The organism is Cellulosimicrobium cellulans (genome assembly GCF_001722485.1).
Lineage (GTDB): Bacteria > Actinomycetota > Actinomycetes > Actinomycetales > Cellulomonadaceae > Cellulosimicrobium > Cellulosimicrobium cellulans_A.
Window position 1 is genome coordinate 1 of record NZ_LWGL01000234.1, and the last position, 3,577, is coordinate 3,577.

5 protein-coding genes are annotated in these 3,577 nt (G+C 76.1%); 3 read left to right on the top strand and 2 right to left on the bottom strand.

Annotated features, from left to right (window positions below; all coding sequences use genetic code 11):
* On the top strand, positions 1 to 596 hold a 596-nt coding region (locus JZ5iCDA_RS16205; protein ID WP_216093469.1), incomplete at its 5' end, for an endonuclease/exonuclease/phosphatase family protein.
* Positions 597 to 608: 12 nt separating this feature from the next.
* Here JZ5iCDA_RS16205 and JZ5iCDA_RS16210 read toward each other — a convergent pair.
* Positions 609 to 920, bottom strand: a complete 312-nt coding sequence (locus JZ5iCDA_RS16210; RefSeq protein ID WP_139123175.1) for a CBU_0592 family membrane protein — start codon at positions 918 to 920, stop codon at positions 609 to 611.
* Between the two features lie 217 nt (positions 921 to 1,137).
* Between JZ5iCDA_RS16210 and JZ5iCDA_RS16215 the strand changes: the two genes are divergently transcribed.
* Positions 1,138 to 2,058, top strand: coding sequence for a LysR family transcriptional regulator (locus JZ5iCDA_RS16215; RefSeq protein ID WP_069388076.1), 921 nt, complete (start codon positions 1,138 to 1,140; stop codon positions 2,056 to 2,058).
* Between the two features lie 21 nt (positions 2,059 to 2,079).
* On the opposite strand, the gene JZ5iCDA_RS16220 is transcribed toward JZ5iCDA_RS16215, so the two are convergent.
* Positions 2,080 to 2,523, bottom strand: a complete 444-nt coding sequence (locus JZ5iCDA_RS16220) for a pyridoxamine 5'-phosphate oxidase family protein (RefSeq protein ID WP_083260099.1) — start codon at positions 2,521 to 2,523, stop codon at positions 2,080 to 2,082.
* On the opposite strand from JZ5iCDA_RS16220, the gene JZ5iCDA_RS16225 reads away from it, so the two are divergent.
* The coding region (locus JZ5iCDA_RS16225; protein WP_083260100.1) for a lactate/malate family dehydrogenase at positions 2,471 to 3,577 on the top strand (1,107 nt) is incomplete at its 3' end. The genes JZ5iCDA_RS16220 and JZ5iCDA_RS16225 overlap by 53 nt on opposite strands.

Sequence of the window (3,577 nt, forward strand, 5' to 3'; positions counted from 1 at the left end):
CGCGTCGCCCGACGGCGCGGCCCGGGCGGGGCGCTCCCCGCGTCACGGGCGTGCCCACGTACGGGATCGGTCTCGTGAGCCGCTACCCCGTCGAGCGCTGGTCGCGGCACGAGCTCGCGCGCATGCCGTGGCGCTCCCGCTTCCGGCGCGGGAAGCCGGGCTCGCGCTGGCCGGTGCGCGTCGTGCCCGACGAGCCGCGCGCGGCGCTCGCGGCCCGGGTCGCGACGCCGTGGGGGCCGCTGACGGTCGTCGGCACGCACACGACGTCGCGCCCGGAGTTCACCGCGGACCAGTTCCGTGCGTTCGTCGACGCGTGCGCCGGGCTGCCGCGCCCGCTCGTGCTGCTCGGCGACCTCAACCTCCGCGCGCCCGAGCCGGCCGAGCTGAGCGGCTTCGCGCCGCTCGGCGACGCGCTCACGCACCCGGTCGACGACCCGGTGCGGCAGATCGACCACGTGCTCGCCGATCCCGGGGCCGGCGTACGCATCGCTCCCGCGGGGCCGGCCGTCGCGATCGACACCGGGCTGTCCGACCACCGCGCACTCGTCGTGGACGTGGTGGTCGAGCGCGACGGGGACGAGGCCCCGACGCGCTGAGCGGGGCACGCGTCAGGCGACGAGCTCGACGTCCTGCGGGGCGGGCTCGGCGATCTCGGCGAGACGACGACGGCGCGCCCGGACGAGCAGGACGACGGCCTGGACGCCGATGACGATCCAGACGAGGTTCGCGAAGACCGACGGCCACACGCCGTTCGCCGCGGCGACGAGGCCCATGAGGCCCGCCGCGCCGAGGTTGGTGAGCTGGAAGTGTGCCGAGGACGGGGTCCAGCGGCCGCGGCTGACCATGGCGTAGGCGACGACGCCGGCGGCGGCGCCGACCCATCCGAGGATCATGACGAAGGTGTCGAGGGTGACGAGCACAGCGATACTCCGGGTGCAACGAAGGGTGGGTGGAGAGGTTTCCGCGACGCTGCGGTGGCTGTGCGCTCCGGGCTTGTGGCTGGTGGCGCGGGGAGGACGAAGCTCTGGCGCCGGCCCCCACGTTGGAGGAGTGCCGGCCGGCGCCACGCACAAGTGTGGGTCCTCTCGACGTTCAGCACAATCGAATGACACTTGAGTGGTCATTTAGTATGGCTACATGGCGACAGACCCACGCAGGCTTGCCGTCCTCCTTGCCGTGCACCGCGGCGGAGGTGTGCTCGCGGCCGCGGATCTCCTAGGAGTTACCCCCTCCGCGGTCTCCCAGCAGATCCAGCGTCTCGAGGCCGAGGAAGGCGTCACGGTGCTCGACCGGGGGCCTCGCGGCGTGACGCTCACGCCGGCGGGTCGCGTGCTCGCCGACGTGGCCGAGCGCATCGAGGCCGAGCTCGTCGAGGCGCGCAAGGAGCTCGCCGCGCTGAGCGACGAGGTCACGGGCCGCGTCACGCTCGGTGCGTTCCAGTCCGCGATCCGCGCGGTCGTCGCGCCGGTCGCCCAGCGGATCGCCGAGGAGTCCCCCGGCGTCGAGCTGAGCGTCCAGGAGCGCGAGCCCGCCGAGGCGCTGCGCCTGCTGCGCGCGGGCGAGCTCGACGTCGTGCTCCTCGAGCGCGACTTCGAGGCCGCGGAGAGCCCGGCGCCGCGCGGCACGCACGAGGTCGTGCTCCTCGAGGAGCCGTGGCGCCTCGTCGTGCCGGCCACGATGCCGACCCCCGCGCGTCTCGACGACGTGCGCGACGCCGTCTGGATCGCGGCCCAGCCCCACACGGCCGCGGCGCGCGCGCTCAGCAGGCTCTCCCACGGCCTCGGCGGCACGCTGCGCACGCAGCACCTCTACTACGACTTCGACGTCGCGCTCTCGCTCGTCGCCGCGGGCCTCGGCGTGGCGATGCTGCCCGCTCTCGCCGTCGAGGGAGGTGCGGCCGACGAGGTGCCCGAGGGCGTGACGGTCGTCGGGCTGCCCGGCCTCGGCTCGCGCCGGCTCGTGGCGCGCCACCGCGCGACCCGGCACGAGCCGAGGCCCGTCGTGAGCGCCGTCGTCGACGCGATGGTCGAGGCGGCGGCGGAGATCAGCTTCGCCTGACGCTCGCCGCGCGCCGGGGCCTCAGACGTCGAACCGCGTCGCGCCGTACGGCTCGGCGGCGCCGAACGCGAACACGCGGGTCGGCGCGACGCGGTACACCGACCACGGGGGCGGGCCCGCCGACGGCGCGCTGAACTCGGCCGTGAGGGCGTCGCCGTCGACGTGCGCGGGCCAGCCGTCGTCGCGGAACCCCGCGGCCACGCGCTCGAGCGTCACCGGGTCCGTGACGCGCTCCGCGGTCCCCTCGACCGTGAGGTCGAACGGCTCGGTCGCGACGGTGAGCGTGCACCGCGGGTCGCGCCGCACGTTGCGGATCTTGCGCGTCCCCTCGCCCGCGCACAGGAAGATCTCCTCGTCGAGGACGAGCGCCCCGAGCGGCACGACGTGCGGGGCAGGGTCGTACGCTGCCCGGGTGGACGTAGCGGTGATCGGGGCGACGGGTGACGTCGGACGACAGGTGTGCACACAGCTCGTCGAGCGGCAGGTCCTCGCGCCGACGTCGCGGCTCCAGCTCGTCGGCCGGGCCGGCGGCGCGTCCGAGCGCGCGGTGCACGGGCTCCGCGCGGACCTCGTCGACGCCTACGACGAGCACGCGCCGCTGCTCGACGTCGCGCACTCCCCCGCGGACGTCGCTGCGGACGTCGTGGTCGTCGCGGCCGGGATCACCGCGCCGGCGCGCGCGGGAGCGGACCCGGACCGGCGCCTGCTCGCCGAGACGAACCGCGCGGTGCTCGCCGAGCACGCCGACGCGATCGCCCGCCACGGGTCGGGCCACGAGGTCGTCATCGTCGTGACCAACCCGGTCGAGCTCGGCGTCGCCGTGATGGCGGAGCGCCTCGGCCGGCACCGCGTCATCGGCATGGGCGCCTGGCTCGACACGCTGCGGTTCCGCCGCGAGGTCGCGCTCGAGCTCGGCGTGCGGCGGCACCGCGTGGGCGGCTTCGTCGCGGGCCAGCACGGCGAGGACGCCGTGCCGCTGTGGTCGACCGTGCGCGTCAGCGGGCTCGACCTCAGCGAGCGCCGGCGCGCCGTCGACGGGCTGCGCCGGGGCCGGACGCTCGACGTGCTGCCCGGCGAGATCGCCGCCGCGAAGCGCGAGCTCGCGGCCCTCGCCGTCGAGGACATCGGTGCCGCGTTCGACCTCATCGACACGTGGCCCGCCGACCTGCGGGCCGTCACGCGTCCCTGGATGACGCACCAGTCCGGCGCGAAGACGCCCGCCGGGACGGCGAGCGCGACCGTCGACCTCGTCGACACCGTGCTCGACGGGCGCGAGATCGTCGTCGCCGGGCAGGTCGCGCTCGACGGCGAGATCGCGCTCGCCGACGGCCGGGGCGGCGAGCCGGCGCCCTTCCGCGGCGTGCTCGGCGTCCCGCTCGTCCTCGGCCCCGAGGGGTGGACGCGCGTGCTCCTCGACGACCTGCCCGACGACGAGTCGCGCCGCCTCGCCGGGGCCGCCGACGGCGTCGGGCACATGCTCGCCGCGACCGGCGCGGTGGCGGAGCGGGGCGCCGGGGCG